This window comes from Pseudomonas cannabina, assembly GCF_900100365.1.
Lineage (GTDB): Bacteria > Pseudomonadota > Gammaproteobacteria > Pseudomonadales > Pseudomonadaceae > Aquipseudomonas > Aquipseudomonas cannabina.
Genome location: NZ_FNKU01000001.1, coordinates 2,372,726 through 2,392,746 on the forward strand (window position 1 = coordinate 2,372,726; position 20,021 = coordinate 2,392,746).

At 59.8% G+C, this 20,021-nt stretch carries 16 protein-coding genes; 3 read left to right on the forward strand and 13 right to left on the reverse strand.

The window, feature by feature from the left end:
* The first annotated feature begins 5 nt into the window (after positions 1-5).
* Together BLT55_RS11210 and cobA are read left to right on the forward strand one after the other, a co-directional pair.
* On the forward strand, positions 6-2,726 hold the full coding sequence (locus BLT55_RS11210; protein ID WP_054999557.1) for a nitrate reductase: 2,721 nt from the start codon (positions 6-8) through the stop codon (positions 2,724-2,726).
* Between the two features lie 10 nt (positions 2,727-2,736).
* A complete protein-coding gene (gene cobA, locus BLT55_RS11215; protein WP_054999558.1) occupies positions 2,737-3,495 on the forward strand; it encodes a uroporphyrinogen-III C-methyltransferase in 759 nt (252 codons plus the stop codon).
* Positions 3,496-3,579: 84 nt separating this feature from the next.
* On the opposite strand, the gene BLT55_RS11220 is transcribed toward cobA, so the two are convergent.
* The 8 genes from BLT55_RS11220 to ppsA all read right to left on the reverse strand — a co-directional run bounded on the left by BLT55_RS11220 (position 3,580) and on the right by ppsA (position 11,694).
* The gene (locus BLT55_RS11220) at positions 3,580-4,614 is read right to left on the reverse strand and encodes an OmpA family protein (protein WP_007249919.1); all 1,035 of its coding nucleotides are present in this window, start codon (positions 4,612-4,614) and stop codon (positions 3,580-3,582) included.
* A gap of 106 nt (positions 4,615-4,720) precedes the next feature.
* Complete coding sequence (sigX, locus tag BLT55_RS11225; RefSeq protein ID WP_054999559.1) at positions 4,721-5,311, reverse strand: RNA polymerase sigma factor SigX; 591 nt, start codon at positions 5,309-5,311, stop codon at positions 4,721-4,723.
* 82 nt (positions 5,312-5,393) lie between these two features.
* Positions 5,394-6,179, reverse strand: a complete 786-nt coding sequence (locus tag BLT55_RS11230) for a mechanosensitive ion channel family protein (protein WP_375233474.1) — start codon at positions 6,177-6,179, stop codon at positions 5,394-5,396.
* A 41-nt stretch (positions 6,180-6,220) separates the two neighbouring features.
* Positions 6,221-6,469, reverse strand: a complete 249-nt coding sequence (locus tag BLT55_RS11235; protein ID WP_054999560.1) for a hypothetical protein — start codon at positions 6,467-6,469, stop codon at positions 6,221-6,223.
* Between the two features lie 98 nt (positions 6,470-6,567).
* Complete coding sequence (locus BLT55_RS11240; RefSeq protein WP_054999561.1) at positions 6,568-7,563, reverse strand: zinc transporter ZntB; 996 nt, start codon at positions 7,561-7,563, stop codon at positions 6,568-6,570.
* A gap of 11 nt (positions 7,564-7,574) precedes the next feature.
* A complete protein-coding gene (gene rraA, locus BLT55_RS11245; RefSeq protein ID WP_054999562.1) occupies positions 7,575-8,063 on the reverse strand; it encodes a ribonuclease E activity regulator RraA in 489 nt (162 codons plus the stop codon).
* Positions 8,064-8,154: 91 nt separating this feature from the next.
* Positions 8,155-9,147 (reverse strand): alpha/beta fold hydrolase, encoded by a 993-nt coding sequence (locus BLT55_RS11250; protein ID WP_054999563.1) that lies wholly within the window; start codon positions 9,145-9,147, stop codon positions 8,155-8,157.
* Positions 9,148-9,318: 171 nt separating this feature from the next.
* Positions 9,319-11,694, reverse strand: a complete 2,376-nt coding sequence (gene ppsA / locus BLT55_RS11255) for a phosphoenolpyruvate synthase (protein WP_007249926.1) — start codon at positions 11,692-11,694, stop codon at positions 9,319-9,321.
* 192 nt (positions 11,695-11,886) lie between these two features.
* Between ppsA and ppsR the strand changes: the two genes are divergently transcribed.
* Positions 11,887-12,705: a posphoenolpyruvate synthetase regulatory kinase/phosphorylase PpsR gene (gene ppsR / locus BLT55_RS11260; RefSeq protein WP_054998799.1), complete on the forward strand. Its 819-nt coding sequence runs from the start codon at positions 11,887-11,889 to the stop codon at positions 12,703-12,705.
* 5 nt (positions 12,706-12,710) lie between these two features.
* Here the strand turns inward: ppsR and prpF are convergent, their stop codons facing one another.
* From prpF to BLT55_RS11290, 5 genes are all read right to left on the reverse strand, one after another.
* Positions 12,711-13,901, reverse strand: coding sequence for a 2-methylaconitate cis-trans isomerase PrpF (gene prpF / locus BLT55_RS11265; RefSeq protein ID WP_054998800.1), 1,191 nt, complete (start codon positions 13,899-13,901; stop codon positions 12,711-12,713).
* Between the two features lie 337 nt (positions 13,902-14,238).
* Positions 14,239-16,830: a Fe/S-dependent 2-methylisocitrate dehydratase AcnD gene (gene acnD / locus BLT55_RS11270; RefSeq protein WP_054998798.1), complete on the reverse strand. Its 2,592-nt coding sequence runs from the start codon at positions 16,828-16,830 to the stop codon at positions 14,239-14,241.
* Positions 16,831-16,876: 46 nt separating this feature from the next.
* A complete protein-coding gene (gene prpC, locus BLT55_RS11275; protein WP_054998797.1) occupies positions 16,877-18,025 on the reverse strand; it encodes a bifunctional 2-methylcitrate synthase/citrate synthase in 1,149 nt (382 codons plus the stop codon).
* 352 nt (positions 18,026-18,377) lie between these two features.
* Complete coding sequence (gene prpB / locus BLT55_RS11285) at positions 18,378-19,271, reverse strand: methylisocitrate lyase (RefSeq protein ID WP_054998795.1); 894 nt, start codon at positions 19,269-19,271, stop codon at positions 18,378-18,380.
* Positions 19,268-19,987: a GntR family transcriptional regulator gene (locus tag BLT55_RS11290; RefSeq protein WP_054998794.1), complete on the reverse strand. Its 720-nt coding sequence runs from the start codon at positions 19,985-19,987 to the stop codon at positions 19,268-19,270. Before BLT55_RS11290 ends, prpB begins: the two co-directional genes overlap by 4 nt.
* Between the last annotated feature and the right edge of the window lie 34 nt (positions 19,988-20,021).

The window sequence follows — 20,021 nt, forward strand, 5'->3', positions numbered from 1 at the left end:
TGCGCATGACCAGCCTGGCCATCAATCCTACACAGGTTACCGCCTCCACCTGCTGTTATTGCGGGGTCGGTTGCGGCGTGCTGATCGAACACGACGGGCAGAACATTCTGGGTGTCAGCGGCGACCCGGCGCACCCGGCCAACTTCGGCAAACTGTGCAGCAAGGGCTCAAGCCTGCACCTGACCGGCGATGTCGACGCGCGTGCGTTGTACCCGGAGCTGCGCCTCAGCAAAGGACTGGCGCGCAGCGTCACCGATTGGGATACCGCGCTAGAGCACGCTGCCAATGTGTTCGCCGACAGCATTCGCGAGCACGGCCCGGACAGCGTGGCGTTCTACATCTCCGGCCAGTTGCTGACCGAGGATTACTACGCGCTCAACAAGCTGGCGCGGGCGCTGGTCGGCACCAACAATATCGACAGCAATTCCCGACTGTGCATGTCGTCGGCCGTAGCCGGTTACAAACGCAGCCTGGGCGCAGACGCACCGCCGTGCAATTATCAGGACATCGAGCTGAGCGACTGCGTGCTGATCGTCGGTAGCAACATGGCTTACGCGCACCCCGTCCTGTTCCGGCGGCTGGAAGAGGCAAAAAGCCACCGCCCGCAGATGAAAATCATCGTCATCGATCCGCGGCGCACCGACACCTGCGAACTGGCAGACCTGCACCTGGCCGTCCAGCCGGGAACCGACGTAGCCCTGTTCCACGGCCTGTTGCATCTGTTGATACGCGACAAGCAAGTCGATCCGGATTTCATCGCCGCCCACACCCAGGGCTATGCAGAACTGAGCGCGCTGGCAGATAACTACCCGCCTGACTACGTGGCGACGCTCTGCGGTATTTCTGCGCAGCAGTTACACACCTGCGCGCGCTGGATCGGTGAGTCACCGAGCGTTCTATCGCTGTGGTGCATGGGCTTGAATCAATCCAGCGCAGGCAGCGCCAAGAACAGCGCGCTGATCAATCTGCACCTTGCCACCGGCCAGATCGGCCGTCCTGGCGCAGGGCCCTTCTCGCTCACGGGTCAGCCGAACGCCATGGGCGGACGCGAAACCGGCAGCCTGTCTAACCTGCTGCCCGGCCATCGCGATGCCGGCAATGCCGAACACCGTGCCCAAGTGGCTGACTATTGGGGCGTCGACAGCTTGCCGGCCAACCCCGGCCTGTCGGCCATAGAACTGTTCGAGCAATTGCAGCGCGGCACGATCAAGGCGCTGTGGATCGCGTGCACCAACCCGGCACAATCACTGCCTGATCAGAACCGCGTCAGACAGGCGCTGGAAAGCTGCCCGTTCGTGGTGCTTCAGGAGGCCTTCAAGACCACCGAAACCGCACGCTTTGCCGATCTGCTGCTGCCTGCCGCCAGCTGGGGCGAGAAGGAAGGAACGGTGACCAACTCGGAGCGACGTATCTCCAATGTGCGCAAAGCCATCGCGCCCCCCGGTGAAGCGCGCGCAGACTGGGCAATCACTGTGGATTTCGCTCAGCGGCTGCAAAAACGCTTGCAGCCAGAAGCGCCTGCGCTGTTCGATTTCCAGACCCCTGACGCCTTGTTCGATGAATTCAAAGGCCTTACCGCCGGACGCGATCTGGACATGTCCGGCATCGACCGCGCGCTCATCGACCGACAAGGCCCACAGCAATGGCCGTTTCCAGCGGGTGCGACAGCAGGCACGCCACGCCTCTACGCGGACGCTGTATTCCCGACGGCTTCCGGGCGGGCGCAGTTCCTGTGCGACGCCTATGTCCCGGCCAGAGAACTGCGGGACACCGAGTACCCGCTCACGCTCAACACTGGACGTTTGCGTGATCAATGGCACGGCATGAGCCGCACCGGTACCGCAGCCCGTCTGTTCGGGCATGTCAGCGAGGCGGTGTTGAGCCTCGATCCGCAGGAAATGCAGCATCACGACCTGCTAAACGGCGATTTGGTGCGCTTGATCAGCCGCCGTGGCGCGCTTGTCGTACCGGTGAGCAGTGACGACAGCGTAGCGCCCGGCCAGGCATTTTTGCCGATGCATTGGGGTGACCGGTTCCTCAAGGGTGGTGTGAACAGCCTGACCCAGGCAGCGTTCGATCCGGTCTCCAAACAACCCGAGCTCAAGCATTCCGGGGTGAGAATCGAAAAAGCTCATTTACCCTGGCAGTTTTTTGCGCTGATCGAAGGCGATGTGCAGCAACGCATTGAAAAACTGCGCCCGCTGTGCGACGCATTCGATTACCTGAGCATGAACCTCAGCGGTCGCGAGCACTCGGCACTGATCATCAACGCCGCCAGTACGCAAGCGCCCGCTCCACAGCTGTTGCGCGACATCGACCGCCTGCTGGGCCTTGATGAAGGGCCGGTGATGGCGTACGACGACCCTGCGCGTTCGATTGGCAAACGGGTGCGCATCGATGAGGGACGCATTACCGCTGTCCGTCTGGCGGGTGAAACCGTCGCCCGGCACTGGCTGCACACGCTGTGGCAGGCAGAGCACTTCGATGCGTCTCTGCGTCGCTGGTTACTGGCGCCGCTAAGCAGCGAGCCGGGCAAAGCCTCGGCGCAGCATCGGGACAAGACGTTGTGCAACTGCATGAACGTCAGCCAACGTGCCGTCATGAGCGGTATCGAACGCGGCCTGGACCTGAATCAACTCAAGACTCAATTAGGCTGCGGGACCCAGTGCGGTTCCTGTGTGCCGGAAATAAAAAGACTGATCAACACCGTGGCGGTCACTGAATGAGGAATACGGCATGAGCGCAAAAGTCTGGCTGGTAGGCGCGGGGCCCGGTGATCCGGAATTGTTGACCCTCAAGGCGGTACGCGCCCTGCGTGAAGCCGACGTGGTATTGATCGACGATCTAGTCAACCCAGCAGTGCTTGAATATTGCCCGGCTGCGCGCGTCATCGCCGTCGGCAAACGCGGAGGTTGCCGCTCGACACCGCAGGCCTTTATCCATCGCCTGATGCTGCGTTATGTCCGTCAGGGCAAATGCGTGGTGCGCCTCAAAGGCGGCGATCCGTGTATTTTCGGACGTGGCGGCGAAGAGGCGCAGTGGTTGCAGGCGCACGGGGTTGCGGTAGAACTGGTCAACGGCATCACGGCGGGTCTGGCCGGCGCGACCCAATGCGGTATTTCGCTGACCCTGCGCGGCGTCAGCCGGGGCGTCACGCTGGTCACTGCGCACACTCAAGACGACAGCAGCCTCAACTGGCAGGCGCTGGCACAAGGCGGCACGACACTGGTGGTGTACATGGGCGTGGCGAAGCTGGCGGAGATTCGCAAGCAGCTGTTGGCGGGAGGAATGAACGGCGAAATGCCGGTGGCGATGATTGAAAATGCCTCGCTGCCTTGGCAACGCGAGTGCTGGAGCAATCTGAACACCATGCAGCAGGATGCGGCTGCGTTCGAGCTGAAAAGCCCTGCCATTCTGGTCATCGGTGCAGTCGCTGCTTTCAGCAACGAGCAGCGTCAGTCACTTGTCGACCAACTGGGGCCGCAGGCGGGCTGAAACCACTTTACGCGGCATGGCTGTTCAAATCGCAGACAAAGAAAAGCCCGGCCTGAGCCGGGCTTTTCAGTACAAGCGGGCTAATTACTTAGCTTGAGCTTCTACTTGTGCTTCTACGCGACGGTTAACTGCGCGGCCAGCTTCAGTTGCGTTGTCAGCAACTGGGCGGGATTCGCCGTAACCAACCGAGTTTACGCGGCCAGCGCCAACACCGTACTGGTTAACCAGAACCTGTTTAACGGCGTTTGCACGACGCTCGGACAGTTTTTGGTTGTAAGCGTCAGGACCGACGGAGTCAGTGTGACCTTCAACAGTGGTGGTGGTGGATGGGTACTGCTGCATGAAGTCAGCAAGGTTCTTGATGTCGCCGTAGCTGTTAGGCTTGACGACCGACTTGTTGAAGTCGAACTTGACGTCCAGCTCAACACGAACCACTTCAGCAACTGCCGGGCAGCCATCAGCGTCAACAGTTACGTTGGCTGGGGTGTCTGGGCACTTGTCGACGTTGTCGCACACGCCGTCGTTATCGCTGTCGGAGCACACTTCAGCTACTGGAGCCGGTGCTGCTTCTACTTTCTTGCTGCCGCCACCGAAGTTTACGCCGATACCGACGCTTGGCGCCCACTCGGTGTCACCTTGGTCGATGTTGTACTGAGCTTCAACGCCTGCACGGGCATAGAAGTTGTCAGTGAAGTACAGCTTGGCGCCGCCGCCGACGTTGGCGAAGGTCGAACCGTTACGACCGCTGCGAGCGTCTTGACCGATGCTTTGATCGGAGAAACCAGCAGACAGGTACGGACGCAGCATGTCGCCTGGGTTGTTGAAGTGGTACAGAGCGTCCAGAGCGGTGTTCGCGCCCTTGATGTTCTTGCCACTGTCGCTACGGACGTTGTGAACTTCGTCGTAGCCCAGACGCAGTTCAACGTCGTCGGTCAGGAAGTAACCAACGGAGCCGCCGAACAGGTTGCCGTCGTTTTTGAAATTACGAGCGCTGTCGTAATACTCTTTCTTGGCGAAGCCTTCGATTTCGACTGCGCCTTGGCCTTGAGCCAGAGCGCCGAACGATGTTGCGGCAACAATAGTACCAATGGCCAAGCCCAAGGTGTTTTTCAGTTTCATCCGTTAAATCCCCATCTGATGATTATAAAGCAGTCCCACACAATGGGGACAACTCGTCGGCTAGTCTACCAGACCTTGCCAGTTCGTAAGAGATATTTGCACCGTATTAAGTTTCGGCGATTCCCGCAAATTTCTCTCGTAATTTATCTAACGCCCGCTTGTAACGCATTTTCGTTGCGCTCAAGCCCATGTGCATGATGTCTGCGATCTCCTGGAACTCCAGTTCTGCAACAAAACGCAGGACCAGAATTTCCCGATCAATCGGGTTCACATACACAAGCAAGCGATCGAGTCCGCCCCGCTCTTCAGGTTTGGGCGTCTTGTCTTCCGACGCTTCCTCAAGTGGATCCAGACTCAATGCGTCCATCAAGCGACGCTTACGCCGTTCCTTCCTGTACTGCGTGATGCACTCATTGTAGGTGATGCTGTAAAGCCAGGTTTTAAATTTAGATTTACCTTCAAAATTTTTCAACCCGTACAGCACCTTAAGCATCACCTCCTGACAGACATCGTCAGCGTCGCGATCGTTCCCTAAATAACGTGCACAGACGTTAAAAAGTGTTCGCTGATAACGACGCATCAATTCTTCATACGCCCGCGTCACATTGAACAGCTCAACATGGGCTCGCGCGACCAGCTCCTCATCAGAGAGCTCGCGTGGGTCGTAGCGCGTCGAAAACGGTTGAGGTTTATTCAAAACAAATCTTGCCGACAGTCAGGTCAATGTCCGCCATGGCCTGTATCGGCAGCGTGGCGGCATAGATTAGCAGGTTAGCCACTTATCGGCTGCTTACTCTCTGCTCAAGAAGGATGCGATTGGAAAACGACACCAGCTCCCCCTCTTCTGTCAGCAATGTTGTCTTGACCGTACCGATCTCTTCAATCTGCCCTTCCGTATCGCCTATCTGTACCTGCTGGCCAACCTGAAACAGTTCGCGAACATAAATTCCGGCAATGATCTGCCCGGCGATTTCCCGACTCCCGAGGCCCAAGGCAAGCGCCACTGTCAGACCAACGGTAATCAAGGCAATCACGATAACGTGGTTGAGCAGGTCGGTCTTGACCTCAAGCTGGCTGATCGCGACCGAGATGCTGATGATTATGACCAGCCCCTGAGCAATTCGTCCCAAGCCTGCGGAATAATCTATTCCGACCCCTTCGGCAGCGCCGCGCACCAGCCCGTTGACCAGTTGCGCCAGCAATACGCCGACCAGCAAGACCAGTGCGGCACCGAAAACTTTCGGCAAATACAGCGCCAACATGTCCAGCGTAGCCGACACTCGCTGCAAACCAAGCGACTCTGCTGCCGATACAAGAAAGATCAACAGCACGAACCAGTAAACGATCTTGCCGATCAGCGTCGAGACCGGCACTTTCACACCGGCCCGGCCAATGAGCTTGGTCAATCCGGTACCACTGACCAGACGATCCAGCCCCAGCTTGGCGAGCAATTTGGACAGCAGCGCGTCAAGCAGCTTGGCCACGACGAAACCCAGCAGTACCACGACCAGCGCGCCGAACAGGTTAGGGATGAAGTTGGCGACTTTGGTCCACAATGCAGTCATTGCAGCAAGAAGGCTCTGGGTCCAGAGATTCAATTCCACGCTCAATCAGCCTTATCGGTAGAACGCGCACCGGCCACGGTGCGGCGAGAAACAGGAGAAACGTGCGACGAACCGTTGTTCACGGCGATCATCAAGGCCTCTGACCAACGGCCCAGCAACCCGAACAACACACCGGCACCGACCTGGCGGTTGGCGGTCTTCAGGACACGTCCCAGACATGCATCGTCATCCCGGCTGGAGGATGAAGAATTGAGCATGTCGCGTAAAGATTCTTCAAACGGATCGTGCATCAGGCACCTCACGTAATGTCAGTCAAAGACGCGACGCGAAAACAACAAGTCACACAGGCTCGGCAAAAAACCACGCGTTCGCGCTACTCCCGACCACTTCATACCCAGCGCAAACGCCTGAACAGCCACCACTGCCCCGCAGCCAGGGCAACGATGAGCAAGCACGCCACCAGAAAGCCATACGAGCTGTCCGAACCTGGAATGCCACCGACGTTGATGCCCAGCAAACCGGAGAGAAAGCTCATCGGCAGGAAGATACCGGTAATGATGCCGAAGCGGTACATCGTGCGGTTCATGTGCTCGCGCAGGCGCCGGTCCTCGGACTCCAGCAGCAGGCCCACCCGCTCACGGGTCAATTCCAGCTCTTCGAGATAACGGGTCAGGCTGTTGTTCAGTTCGTTCCAGTAATCCGCGTCTTCATCCGCAAACCACGACAATTTGATACGCGAAAGCTGACCATAAATATCCCGCTGCGGCCCGAGAAAGCGACGCAGGCCCGCGGCGCGACGGCGAATATGCAACAGTTTGCCGTGCTCAGGGTTATACCGTTCGTCGGCGTCGGTCTTTTCTTCCTCTTCGTCGACCGATTCCGTCAGTTCACCGACCAGATCCTGAACCTTGTCGGTGAGGTATTGCGCCAGATAAAGAATCAGCTCCGCCGCGTTCTTTGGCCCCTTGCCCTGCGCCAACAGGTCGATCAACTCTTCAGTGGCCCGTAGCGGCCGCAATCGCAACGAGATGACTCGCTGTGCGGCGGCAAAGATGCGCACCGAGACCATGTCTTCCGGCTCTGCACCGGGGTTGAGATTCACCCCGCGCAGAAACAGCAGCAGTTCCTGATCCGGCAACGGCAGCATCCGCGGGCGGGTGTTTTCTTCGAGCAACAGGTCGCAGGCAAATTCGCTCAGGCCACTGGCCGTGCGCAGCCAGCCATGCGTCTGCGGGTGACTGCGATCCCAATGCAGCCAAAGACTTTCCTGCGGCTGCAACTGGAGTTCCTGCAGTTCGGTTCGAGCAATGAAACGCGCCCCGCCTTTACCGTCCAGAACGAGGGCATGAACCAGCCCCCACTGCGCGTTTGCTTCATCGAACATGGATACTTCGCTTATTCCGGCATCGTCAGAGGAGAGGGGGAAATAATAACGCCATTGTTGTCGGCGTAAAGGTACTCGCCGGGGCGGAAGGTCACGCCGCCGAAGGTCACCGGCAGATCGAGCTGCCCCACGCCGCGTTTTTCCGAGCGTTTGGGGTAGCTGGCCAGCGCCTGAACGCCCAGATCGGTCTGGGCCAGCATGTCCACATCGCGCACGCAGCCGTAGATCACCAGGCCTTCCCAGCCATTTCTGGCCGCTTTTTCAGCCAGCATGTCGCCCAGCAACGCACAACGCAGCGAACCGCCACCATCGACGACCAGCACTTTGCCCTTGCCGTCGAGCTCGACCTGTTCCCTGACCAGCGAGTTGTCTTCGAAGCACTTGAGCGTCACGATCTGGCCGCCAAATGAATCGCGTCCGCCAAAGTTGCTGAACATCGGCTCGACGACTTGCACCTGTTCCGGGTAGGCGTCGCACAGATCGGGGGTGATGTAGTGCATGAGGTTAACTCCTGTCAGGGCTGAGGCATGAAATCGCGAACAGAATGAAACCGACGCGACCGAATGACGCTAACCATAGCGACTTTAACCGCTAACTGCCCACTGCCGTCCGAAACTCTGCGACCTGTTCAGGAACAGACTGCTCATTGAGCCAGCCAAGCACCCGCGGCCAGACCTGTTGCTGTGCGGCTTTGCTGATCAGCATCTGCACATGATTGAAATCTTCGCTGAAGCCGTGTTCGCGCCCCAGGCAGAGGAATTGCTTGTGCTGGTCACCGCCGATCTGGTCGAACAGCATGCGGCAGGCCCATACCGGGTCCTGATGATCGCCCACGGCTGCAACCGCGAGAACCGGCACTTGTACCGCCTTCAGCCCGTCCCACCAGTGATTGTCGTGTTCGCCAAACCGCCCGAACAGGCCATGCCAGCGCAGACTTTCGAGTACCATACCGATCGGCTCGTCTTCCGGTCCACTTTTGAAACGCGGCCCGGAGATATGTTCGAAAGACCTGAGCAGCAAACGGGCCAACCATTGCAATGGCGGAATTTTCAGCGGCCAGTACGTGCGGCTGATCTGGCTGCCGAACAGTGCAACCGACGCCACGGCTTCCGTTCCCAGATAGTGGCCGCCCAGCGCCGCAGCCAACGTGGTGCCACCCAGTGAATGGCCGATCCAGTGCGGCACCTGGGCGCTTTGCTCGACAACGAACGCAGCGATGGCGGGCAAGTCAAACCGAGCGTACTGCGCGACGCAGTTGGCGCGGTAGCTCTGGTTGCGTGACGACAGGCCGTGCCCGCGCATCTCCGGAATCCACACGTCGTAACCGGCGCGGGCCAGATAAGCGCCCAGCCCGAAGCCTTTGGGTGAATACCAGAAGCGCCGGTTGGAAAAGCTGCCATGCAGCAGAATCACGGGCACACCACGCACGTCGGGCTGATCGGCCCGCCCCAGACGGGTCACCACCAGTTCGACGCTCAGGTCAGGGCTGTTGGCGGGCTTCAGACGGTAAACGTCCTCGACCAGATCGCCACAACGTTCGGCACTGATCAAGGCAACGGGGAAAAGCTGGCTGCTGCTCTGCATATCACTCTTTATCTGGCTGGACAGACGGAATGGATCAAGGCGTTCGGGCACTCTCAATACACGCGCATAAAAAAAGCGGCTTCCGAAGAAACCGCCTCGTTCAAACACCTGATCCACATGACGGCTCAGGTGTTCTTTACGTCACATCGCCTGCACGGGTGATGCGTCAGATCAGACCGGCGCCTGCGCTTCGGCCAGGAAGAACCAGGTTTCCAGCACCGAATCCGGGTTGAGCGACACGCTCTCGATCCCCTGATCCATCAGCCAGCGTGCCAGATCCGGGTGATCGGAAGGCCCCTGACCGCAGATGCCGATGTATTTGCCCGCCTTGTTGCACGCCTGAATGGCGTTGGACAGCAACTTCTTGACCGCTGGGTTACGCTCGTCGAACAGGTGGGCAATGACGCCGGAGTCGCGGTCCAGACCGAGCGTCAGCTGGGTCAGGTCGTTGGAGCCGATGGAGAAACCGTCGAAGTACTCAAGGAACTCTTCCGCCAGAATCGCGTTGGACGGCAACTCACACATCATGATGATGCGCAGGCCGTTCTCGCCGCGTTTCAGGCCGTTGGCCGCCAGCAGGTCGATAACCTGACTCGCCTCACCCAGCGTGCGCACGAACGGCACCATGATCTCGACGTTGGTCAGGCCCATTTCTTCGCGCACACGCTTGAGCGCACGGCATTCCAGTTCGAAGCAGTCGCGGAAGTTTTCGCTGATGTAACGCGACGCCCCGCGAAAGCCGAGCATCGGGTTTTCTTCTTCAGGCTCGTACAGCTTGCCGCCGATCAGGTTGGCGTATTCGTTGGACTTGAAGTCCGACAGGCGCACGATGACCTTTTTCGGTGTGAACGCGGCAGCCAGGGTACTGATGCCTTCGACCAGCTTCTCGACATAGAAGCCGACCGGGTCGTTGTAACCGGCAATCCGCTTGTCGACGCTGTCCTTGATTTCAGGCGGCAGCAAAGAGTAGTTGAGCAGTGCCTTGGGGTGCACGCCGATCATGCGGTTGATGATGAATTCCAGACGCGCCAGGCCGACACCGGCGTTGGGCAATTGGGCGAAATCGAAGGCCCGGTCCGGGTTGCCGACGTTCATCATGATCTTGAACGGCAGGTCGGGCATGGCATCGACCGAGTTGGTCTTGATGTCGAAACCCAGTTCGCCTTCGAAGATGTAACCGGTGTCGCCCTCGGCACACGAGACTGTCACGCCCTGCCCGTCCTGCAAGGTGTGCGTGGCGTTGCCGCAGCCCACCACTGCCGGGATGCCCAACTCGCGGGCAATGATCGCCGCGTGGCAGGTCCGCCCGCCGCGGTTGGTGACGATTGCGCTGGCACGCTTCATGACCGGCTCCCAGTCCGGGTCGGTCATGTCGGACACCAGTACGTCGCCAGGCTGGACCTTGTCCATTTCGGACACGTCCTTGATGATCCGCACTTTGCCGGCACCGATGCGCTGACCGATGGCACGACCTTCGACCAGCACCTTGCCGGTCTCTTTGAGCAGATAACGTTCCATGACGTTGGCCGAAGCGCGACTCTTCACGGTTTCCGGACGCGCCTGCACGATGTACAGCTTGCCGTCGTCACCGTCTTTGGCCCACTCGATGTCCATCGGGCACTTGTAGTGCTTTTCGATGATCATCGCCTGTTTGGCCAGCTCGGAGACTTCGGCGTCGGTCAGGCAGAAACGCGCACGATCAGCAGGCTCGACGTCGATCACCTTGACCGACTTGCCAGCCTTGGCCTCTTCGCCGTAGATCATCTTGATCGCCTTGCTGCCCAGGTTGCGACGCAGAATCGCCGGACGGCCAGCGGCCAGCGTGTCCTTGTGCACGTAGAACTCGTCCGGGTTGACCGCGCCCTGCACGACAGTCTCGCCCAGGCCGTAGGCACCGGTGATGAACACCACATCACGGAAGCCGGATTCGGTATCCAGGGTAAACATCACCCCCGCCGTACCGGTTTCGGAACGTACCATGCGCTGCACGCCCGCCGACAACGCCACCAGCTTGTGGTCGAAGCCCTGATGCACACGGTAGGAAATCGCCCGGTCGTTGAACAACGAGGCAAACACTTCCTTGGCGGCGCGAATCACGTTCTCGACACCGCGAATGTTCAGGAAGGTTTCTTGCTGACCGGCAAACGAGGCATCCGGCAGGTCTTCGGCGGTGGCGGAAGAACGCACGGCCACGGCCAGATTAGGGTTGCCTGCCGACAATTCGGCAAACGCAGTGCGAATCTCGGCGTTGAGCTTTTCGGGGAACTCGGCCTCCATGATCCACTGACGGATCTGCGCACCGGTGCGGGCCAGCGCATTGACGTCATCGACATCCAGGGCGTCGAGTGCCGCGTGGATCTGATCGTTCAGGCCGCTGAGTTCGAGAAAATCACGATAAGCCTGGGCCGTAGTCGCGAAGCCACCCGGCACTGAAACACCAGCGCCTGCGAGGTTGCTGATCATCTCGCCGAGGGACGAGTTTTTGCCCCCCACATGCTCCACATCATGGACGCCGAGCTTATCGAGGGAAACTACGTACTCTACCAAGGTGATCTCTCCACTAACTGTGTTTGTTGTTGGGAAAAGCTCATTCGCCCGGGCGCGTGTAGAGAGGCCTCGGGCGTGTGGGGTCGGGCAAAAGCCTGAACCTTGAAAAAAGCTGTACCTGCTGGCCCTCAGGGTCAACAAGCACGCCTATGATATCCAGAAATCGTCAACGGCTTAAGATCAAGGACAAAAATGAAACGATCTGCTTTCTTCATCTCCGACGGCACCGGCATTACCGCCGAAACCCTGGGACAAAGCCTGTTGGCACAATTTGAAAACATTACCTTCAACAAGTTCACCAGGCCCTATATCGACAGCGTCGAGAAAGCGCGGGCGATGGTACAACAAATCAATAATGCCGCCGACAAGGACGATGTTCGCCCGATCATCTTCGACACCATCGTCAATCAGGACATCCGCGAGATTCTGGCGACGTCCAACGGCCTCATGATCGACATCTTCTCGACCTTCCTCGCGCCGCTGGAGCAGGAGCTTAGTTCACACTCCTCGTATTCGGTGGGCAAATCGCATTCCATCGGGCACAACTCCAACTATATGGAGCGCATCGAAGCGGTCAATTTCGCACTGGACAACGACGACGGCGCGCGTACGCACTATTACGACAAGGCCGACATCATCCTGGTCGGCGTATCGCGTTGCGGCAAAACCCCGACCTGCCTGTACATGGCCATGCAATTCGGCATTCGTGCGGCCAACTATCCGCTGACCGAAGACGACATGGAACGCCTGCAATTGCCTGCTGCGCTCAAGCAGCATCGTGAAAAGCTGTTCGGCCTGACCATCGACCCCGACCGCCTGACCGCCATTCGTCACGAGCGCAAGCCCAACAGCCGCTATTCAAGCTACGCACAGTGCGAATTCGAAGTGCGTGAGGTGGAAAGCCTGTTTCGCCGCGAGAACATTCCGCACATCAACTCCACGCATTTTTCGGTGGAAGAAATCTCCGCCAAGGTGCTGGTGGAAAAAGGCGTGGAGCGGCGTTTCAAGTAGAGGGTTCAGTCGCCCAGTGGCGGCACACGCACCCATCCTTCCATCAGGGTTCGCGCGCTGCGGCTCATGATCGCCTTGGTGACTGTCCATTCGCCGCCCTTCTGAAGAGCCTGAGCCCCGACCCGCAGCGTGCCGGACGGGTGACCGAAGCGCACCGCACTGCGCGGCTCGCCACCGGCGGCCAGACTGACCAGCGTTCCAGGGATCGCCGCCGCAGTACCTATCGCCACGGCAGCGGTGCCCATCATGGCGTGATGCAGTTTGCCCATCGATACGGCGCGCACCAGCAGGTCGATATCCTGCGCGGCGACAGGCTTGCCACTGGAGGAAACATAATCGGCAGGCGCGGCGACAAAGGCGACCTTGGGTGTGTGCTGGCGCGTGGCAGCTTCATCGATGCTGCCGATCAGCCCCATGCGCACGGCACCATAGGCGCGAAGGGTCTCCAGCCGGGCAAGTGCGAGCGGATCGGCGTTGATATCACCCTGCAACTCGGTGCCGGTGTAGCCGATATCAGCGGCGTTGACGAAGATGGTCGGGATACCAGCGTTGATCAGGGTGGCTTTCAATGTGCCGAGACCGGGCACGTGCAGGTCATCCACCAGGTTGCCGGTGGGAAACATCGAGCCGCCGGCGCCGTCTTCATCCGCCGCAGGGTCAAGAAACTCGAGCTGCACCTCCGCTGCGGGGAACGTCACGCCATCCAGCTCGAAATCACCGGCTTCCTGTACCTCGCCATTGCTGATCGGCACATGAGCGATGATGGTCTTGCCGATGTTGGCCTGCCAGATGCGCACGACAGCAATGCCGTTCTGTGGCACGCGGCTGGCGTCGATCAGCGCATTGGTGATAGCGAACGAGCCCACGGCCGCAGACAGATTGCCGCAATTGCCGCTCCAGTCGATGAACGGCTTGTCGATCGACACCTGACCGAACAGGTAATCGACATCGTGATCGGGCTTGCTGCTGCGCGACACGATCACCGTCTTGCTGGTGCTTGACGTCGCCCCGCCCATGCCATCGATCTGCTTTTCGTAGGGGTCGGGGCTGCCGATGATTCGCAAGAGCAGCGCATCCCTTGCCGGGCCGGGCGTCTGCGCGGCTGCCGGCAGGTCAGTCAGCCTGAAGAAAACCCCCTTGCTGGTGCCCCCGCGCATGTAGGTGGCGGGGATTCGGATCTGTGGTGAGTGAGCCATGAATTCGTTGTCCTGTTCAACGCTTGGGACCGAGGCGGCGATCTGCATTGCTCGCGAAGAGGCCATCACAGTCTCCAGACATGCGGTGTTTGAACCATTGCCTTCGTGAGCAAGCTCACTCCCACAAGGGACAATGCCCAGCCTGTAATTTCGTGGGACTAAAACTGCAGTATCAGGCGCAATAAAGATCCCTGTGGGAGTGAGCTTGCTCACGAAGACGTTGGACCAAACGCACTGTTTCTGGGCACTGTGCCAACGTCTTCGTGCCTGTACCAGCCTCTTCGCGAGCAATGCGGGTCGCCGCCCCGATCGCTCCCGCGAGACTTATATATAACGATCAAGTCACGGTCGTAGCCTCCAGAAAATCCTGGGCAAAGCGCTGCAACACGCCGCCAGCCTCATAAATGGAGAGTTCTTCAGCGGTGTCCAGACGGCAGGTCACCGGCACTTCAATCCGTTCTCCATTCTTGCGCCGGATCACCAGCGTCAACGTGGCGCGCGGGGTGCGCTGGCCGATCACGTCGAAGGTCTCGCTGCCATCGATGCCCAGGGTCAGGCGACTGGTACCCGGCTTGAACTCCAGTGGCAAGACGCCCATGCCGACCAGATTGGTCCGGTGAATGCGCTCGAAACCTTCTGCTGCAATCGCCTCGACGCCCGCCAGCCTGACGCCTTTGGCCGCCCAGTCGCGGGACGAGCCCTGACCGTAGTCGGCACCGGCAATGATGATCAACGGCTGCTTGCGCGCCATGTAGGTTTCGATGGCTTCCCACATGCGCGTGACCTGACCGTCCGGCTCCATGCGGGTCAGCGAACCTTTTTTCACCTTGCCATCGACTACCGCCATTTCATTGAGCAACTGCGGGTTGGCAAACGTCGCGCGCTGGGCGGTCAGGTGATCGCCGCGGTGGGTGGCGTAGGAATTTAAATCTTCCTCCGGCAGGCCCATTTTCGCCAGGTATTCACCCGCTGCGCTGTCAAGCATGATGGCGTTGGACGGCGACAGGTGATCGGTGGTGATGTTGTCCGGCAGCACCGCCAGCGGGCGCATGCCCGTGAGCGTGCGCTCGCCGGCCAGCGCGCCTTCCCAGTAAGGCGGGCGACGAATGTAGGTACTCATCGGGCGCCAGTCATACAGCGGCTCGACCTTCGGCCCGGTGTGTTCGTCGATGGCAAACATCGGAATGTACACCTGACGAAACTGCTCAGGCTTGACCGACGCCTGCACCACGGCGTCGATTTCTTCGTCGCTGGGCCAGATGTCCTTGAGGCGGATTTCCTTGCCATCGGCGACGCCCAGCACATCGTTTTCGATATCGAAACGAATGGTCCCGGCAATGGCATAAGCCACCACCAGTGGCGGCGAAGCCAGAAACGCCTGCCTGGCGTAGGGATGAATTCGCCCGTCGAAGTTGCGATTGCCGGACAGTACCGCCGTGGCGTACAGGTCACGGTCGATGATTTCCTGCTGGATCTGCGGATCGAGTGCGCCAGACATCCCATTGCAAGTGGTACAGGCAAACGCCACCACGCCGAACCCCAGCTGCTCCAACTCGGACGTCAGCCCCGCAGCATCCAGATACAACGCCACGGTTTTCGAGCCGGGTGCCAGCGAGGATTTCACCCAAGGTTTGCGGGTCAGCCCCAGGCGGTTGGCATTACGCGCCAGCAAACCTGCCGAAATCACGTTGCGCGGGTTACTGGTGTTGGTGCAACTGGTGATCGCCGCGATAATCACTGCGCCATCCGGCATCTGCCCCGGCACCTCGTCCCACTGCCCGGCGATGCCTCTGGCCGCCAGGTCGGCAGTCGCCACCCGTGCATGCGGGTTGGACGGCCCGGCCATGTTGCGCACCACGCTGGACAGATCGAAACTCAGCACGCGCTCGTAGTGCACCTCGCTCAGGCTGTCCGACCACAAGCCCGTATGCCGGGCGTACAGCTCGACCAGCTTGATCTGCTCGTCTTCGCGGCCGGTCAGGCGCAAATAATCGATGGTTTGCGCGTCAATGGAGAACATCGCTGCGGTCGCGCCGTATTCCGGTGCCATGTTGGAAATGGTCGCCCGGTCGCCGAGGGTCAGGCTCGACGCCCCCGCGCCGTAGAATTCCAGATACGCGCCGACGACTTTCTGCTGGCGCAGGTATTCGGTCAGAGCCAGCACCACATCGGTTGCGGTAATACCCGGCTGGCGGCGGCCGGTCAGCTCGACGCCGATAATGTCCGGCAAACGCATCCACGAAGCCCGTCCGAGCATGACGTTTTCGGCTTCAAGCCCGCCGACGCCGATGGCAATCACACCCAATGCGTCCACATGCGGGGTGTGGCTGTCGGTACCGACCAATGTGTCCGGGAAAGCCACGCCATCGAGCACCTGCACCACCGGCGACATTTTCTCCAGATTGATCTGGTGCATGATGCCATTGCCGGGCGGAATCACTTCGACGTTCTTGAATGCGCGCTTGGTCCAGTCAATGAAGTGAAAACGGTCCTCGTTGCGGCGATCTTCAATGGCCCGGTTCTTGGCCAGCGCCTGCGGATCGTTGCCGTCAGCCTCGACAGCCAGCGAATGATCGACAATCAGCTGTACCGGCACCACCGGGTTGACCAGCGCCGGATCGCCGCCCTGCGAGGCAATCGCGTCGCGCAGCCCGGCGAGGTCCACCAGTGCGGTCTGGCCAAGAATGTCATGGCACACGACCCGCGCCGGAAACCACGGAAAATCCAGGTCGCGCTTGCGCTCGATGAGTTGTGTCAGCGACGCCGTCAGGGTTGCCGGATCGCAACGGCGCACTAGGTTTTCGGCCAGCACCCGCGAGGTATACGGCAATGTGGCATAGGCGCCGGGCCTGATCGCCTCGACAGCCGCACGGGCGTCGAAATAATCCAGTCGGGTACCGGGAAGCGGTTTGCGGAATTCACTGTTCATTGCGGGACTCGATCACGGAGTGTTCGGAATACGGGCGGGGAGCTCGTCAGCGGCTCCCCTGCCCCTTCCAGCGCTGTTCGATGGGCACGAAGCGGCGCTGTTCGACGCCGATGTATTCGGCGCTCGGGCGAATGATGCGGTTATTGGCGCGCTGCTCGAAAACGTGCGCGGCCCAGCCGGTCAGCCGCGAACAGACAAAGATCGGCGTGAACAGTTTGGTCGGGATACCCATGAAGTGGTACGCCGAGGCGTGGTAGAAATCGGCATTGGGAAACAGCTTCTTCTGCTCCCACATGACCTTGTCGATGGCTTCCGAAACCGGAAACAGCACGCTATCACCGACTTCATCTGCGAGTTTTTTCGACCAGCCCTTGATGACCTCATTGCGCGGGTCGGACTCTTTATAGATGGCGTGACCGAAGCCCATGATCTTTTCCTTGCGCTCCAGCATGCCCAGCGTGCCTTGAGTCGCCTCGTCTGCCGAGGCAAAACGCCGGATCATTTCCATCGCCGCCTCGTTGGCGCCGCCGTGCAACGGGCCGCGCAGGGTGCCAATGGCTGCCGTGACGCAAGAGAACAGGTCCGACAGAGTCGATGCGCACACCCGGGCAGTGAAGGTCGACGCATTGAATTCGTGCTCGGCGTACAGAATCAGCGACACATCCATGACCTTGCGATGCAGTTCGCTGGGGGGCTTGTCCAGCAGCAGGTGCAGAAAATGCCCGCCGATGGAGTCTTCATCTGTGGTGCAGTCGATGCGCTTGCTGTCGTGGCTGAAGCGATACCAGTAACACATGATCGCCGGGAAGGCGGCGAGCAAGCGGTCAGTGGCGTCGCGCTGCTGATCAAAGCTCAGCTCGGGCTCCAGCGTGCCAAGCATCGACGCGCCGGTGCGCATGACGTCCATCGGGTGGGTGTCGGCGGGAATGCGCTCCAGCACTTCTTTCAAGGCCTGTGGCAGATCGCGCAGGCTTTTGAGTCTGTGCATATAGGCGGACAACTGGCTTTGCGTTGGCAGTTCGCCATACAGCAACAGGTAGGCGACTTCCTCGAACCGGGCCTCGGCGGCCAGTTCGCGAACGTCATAGCCGCGATACGTCAGCCCCGCACCGGCCATGCCCACCGTCGACAGCGCCGTCTGCCCGGCCACTTGCCCGCGAAGCCCGGCACCACTCAATATTTTTGCTTCAGCCATGGTGTTCTCCACTATTGTTTTTGTGTGATGGGACGCAGAGCGTCACGAGATAAATTCACACCTTAAGCGCTCATCGCTTGCATCAATCCCACTGGGCCCGGAAACGGGGCTCAAACCACTCCGCGTGGTAATGCATTTCGTGACGCTCCGCGTCACACATTGGAGCCTTGACACCTGATTCAGGCATACGAATGCGGGCCTGAGTTTCGATTACGTTTGCTTTCTCGCCAGGCTGGAGAATTGTGACGCAGAGCGTCACGAACTGCATGCCAACGCGGAGCATTGGCACGATAGTCATCTCAAGACCTGTGCATGACGTAGAAGAGGGAGCGACCCTCGCTTTCTATGCGCATCAGCCCTTCTTCTGCGCAAACAACGCGTCCAGTTTCTGCTCGAATGTGTGGTAATCGATGGCGTCGTATAGCTCCATGCGGGTCTGCATGGTGTCGATCACGTTTTTCTGGCTGCCGTCGCGACGGATCGCGCCGTAGACGTTTTCCGCGGCCTTGTTCATGGCCCGGAAAGCAGAAAGAGGATAGAGCACCAGCGACACATCGGCCTCGCGCAGCTCATCCACGGTAAACAGCAGCGTCGCACCAAATTCCGTGATATTGGCCAGAATCGGCACGCCCGCGCGGTTGGCAAACTGCTTGTACATCGCCAGTTCGGTGATCGCTTCCGGAAAGACCATGTCGGCGCCCGCTTCGATACACGCCGCAGCCCGCTCCAGCGCCGATTCCAGGCCTTCGACCGCCAGCGCATCGGTGCGCGCCATGATCACGAAGCTGTCATCGGTTCGCGCATCGACAGCCGCTTTGATGCGGTCGACCATTTCCTGCTGCGAAACGATTTCCTTGTTCGGGCGATGGCCGCAGCGCTTGGCACCGACCTGATCTTCAATATGAATCGCCGCGGCGCCGGCCTTGATCATCGAACGCACGGTGCGCGCCACGTTGAAGGCCGACGAACCGAAACCGGTGTCGACATCCACCAGCAGCGGCAGATCGCACACATCGGTGATGCGCCGCACATCGATCAGCACATCTTCCAGCCCGGTGATCCCCAGATCCGGAATCCCCAGCGAACCCGCCGCCACCCCCCCACCCGACAGGTAAATAGCCTTGAACCCGGCGCGTTTGGCGAGCAGCGCGTGATTGGCATTGATCGCGCCAACCACTTGCAACGGCTGCTCGCTGGTGACTGCATCGCGGAAACGCTGGCCGGGAGTAGTGTTGTTGGAACTCATTGTTGACCTCGGTCGGAAGTTGCCTGGGAAGCCGCCTGATAATGGCGCTCGATGTTGCGCCTGGACGCGCCGATGTGGCGGCGCATCAACAATTCGGCCAGTTCGCCGTCGCGCTCGGCAATGGCGTCGAGAATCCGGTGGTGTTCGGCAAAGGCCTGACGCGGCCGGTTGGGCGTGGTGGAAAACTGGATTCGGTACATGCGCACCAGTTGATAAAGCTCGCCGCAGAGCATCTGGCTGAGGGTGCGATTGCCGCTGCCCTGAATGATCCGGTAATGAAAGTCGAAGTCGCCTTCCTGCTGGTAATAGCCGATGCCCGCCTGAAACGCCGCGTCGCGCTCATGGGTGTCGAGCACGCTGCGCAGCTCATCTATTTCCGCCTGGGTCATGCGCTCGGCGGCCAGCCGACAGGCCATGCCTTCCAGCGATTCGCGAATTTCGTAAAGCTCGATCAGTTCGGCATGACTGAGCGCGACCACACGAGCGCCGACGTGCGGCACACGCACCACCAGCCGCTGCCCCTCAAGCCGATGGATCGCTTCGCGCAACGGACCGCGACTGATGCCGTAGGTACGCGCCAGCTCGGGCTCGGAAATCTTGCTGCCCGGAGCGATTTCACCTTTGACGATGGCCGACTGAATGCGTCGGAAAACGTTCTCGGAAAGGGTTTCCGGATCGTCTTCGCTTGTCGCTGTTTTTTCGACTGCCTTTAGCATTGTCGACACTCTTTAGCTGCATAAGCGCAAATCT

Coding starts and splice junctions, on each gene's coding strand:
- prpC (WP_054998797.1), bottom strand. CDS start 18,025: ATGGCTGAAGCAAAAATATTGAGTGGTGCCGGGCTTCGCGGGCAAGTG.
- prpB (WP_054998795.1), bottom strand. CDS start 19,271: ATGAGTTCCAACAACACTACTCCCGGCCAGCGTTTCCGCGATGCAGTC.
- acnD (WP_054998798.1), bottom strand. CDS start 16,830: ATGAACAGTGAATTCCGCAAACCGCTTCCCGGTACCCGACTGGATTAT.
- BLT55_RS11240 (WP_054999561.1), bottom strand. CDS start 7,563: ATGTTCGATGAAGCAAACGCGCAGTGGGGGCTGGTTCATGCCCTCGTT.
- rraA (WP_054999562.1), bottom strand. CDS start 8,063: ATGCACTACATCACCCCCGATCTGTGCGACGCCTACCCGGAACAGGTG.
- BLT55_RS11290 (WP_054998794.1), bottom strand. CDS start 19,987: ATGCTAAAGGCAGTCGAAAAAACAGCGACAAGCGAAGACGATCCGGAA.
- ppsR (WP_054998799.1), top strand. CDS start 11,887: ATGAAACGATCTGCTTTCTTCATCTCCGACGGCACCGGCATTACCGCC.
- BLT55_RS11220 (WP_007249919.1), bottom strand. CDS start 4,614: ATGAAACTGAAAAACACCTTGGGCTTGGCCATTGGTACTATTGTTGCC.
- BLT55_RS11230 (WP_375233474.1), bottom strand. CDS start 6,179: ATGACTGCATTGTGGACCAAAGTCGCCAACTTCATCCCTAACCTGTTC.
- BLT55_RS11210 (WP_054999557.1), top strand. CDS start 6: ATGACCAGCCTGGCCATCAATCCTACACAGGTTACCGCCTCCACCTGC.
- BLT55_RS11235 (WP_054999560.1), bottom strand. CDS start 6,469: ATGCACGATCCGTTTGAAGAATCTTTACGCGACATGCTCAATTCTTCA.
- BLT55_RS11250 (WP_054999563.1), bottom strand. CDS start 9,147: ATGCAGAGCAGCAGCCAGCTTTTCCCCGTTGCCTTGATCAGTGCCGAA.
- cobA (WP_054999558.1), top strand. CDS start 2,737: ATGAGCGCAAAAGTCTGGCTGGTAGGCGCGGGGCCCGGTGATCCGGAA.
- prpF (WP_054998800.1), bottom strand. CDS start 13,901: ATGGCTCACTCACCACAGATCCGAATCCCCGCCACCTACATGCGCGGG.